Annotated in this window: 2 pseudogenes; one reads left to right on the forward strand and one right to left on the reverse strand. The window is 62.5% G+C overall.

From position 1 onward, the window contains the following. Window positions 1–220 (forward strand): annotated as a pseudogene (locus tag B3797_RS14710) (hypothetical protein); the annotation flags it as partial. Between the two features lie 80 nt (window positions 221–300). Here the strand turns inward: B3797_RS14710 and B3797_RS14715 are convergent. Then, window positions 301–897 (reverse strand): annotated as a pseudogene (locus B3797_RS14715) (MFS transporter); the annotation flags it as partial.

Below are 897 nucleotides of genomic sequence, written 5' to 3' on the forward strand. Positions count from 1 at the left end.
GCTGGCGCAGAGCCGCGCCAGCAATGCGCTGCCGCCAACTTCGCGGCTTATCGGCTGGCCTGCGCTGATCGCCAGCGTCGCAGGCAGCGCCGCCGGGCTGCTGGTTGAGCGCGGCGTGCCGGTTTTCAATTCGATTATCGTCGCCTGCCTCGTTTACCTGTTGACCGCGCCGCTGATGAAGCGTGCGGCGGTTACGCCGAAAGAGAGAGCCGTCGGATAAGCGCCTAACGCGCCTGGAGACAGGCGCGTTATTTATCGCTAAGACGTTAGCTGTGAGCCTCGTACTGCGGCTATTACTGGCTACAGACGCGTTTCACTCGCCAGCGCGCCCTGCCGTCCGGCATTGTGCAGCCACAGCCCAATAAACAGCCCGGTCAGCGCCAGCGCCACCACATACCAGGCAGGCGCCAGCGGCGTCAGCCGCAGGATCAACGTCACGAAGATCGGCGTCAGACCGCCAAAGATGGCGTAGGCAACGTTATAGGAGAATGAGATACCGGTGAAGCGCACCGCCGCAGGAAAGGCGCGCACCATCAAAAAGGGCACCACGCCCACCACGCCGACGCTCAGTCCCGCCAGCCCATAGTTAAAGAAGAGGCCGTTGGCATCCGGCGTCTGGCTGGCAAAGAAGTGCCAGCTACAGACCGCCAGCAGCAGCGAGCCGCCCGTCAGGGTTTTCGCCGCGCCTATCCAGTCCACCAGCCATCCGGCGATAATACAACCCACCAGCAGCATCACCGTTGCCAGGCAGTTAGCCTGCAGGCTCAGCGCGGCGCTAATGCCGTGCTGTTTCTGCATCAGCGCAGGTGCCATCAGGATCACCACCACAATACAGGCGGAGAGCATCCAGGTGAGCAGCATAGAGAGCAGAACGCTGCCTTTATGGCGGGTCAGCAC

This window comes from Pantoea sp. UBA5923, assembly GCF_002431095.1.
GTDB classification, from domain to species: domain Bacteria; phylum Pseudomonadota; class Gammaproteobacteria; order Enterobacterales; family Enterobacteriaceae; genus Pantoea; species Pantoea piersonii.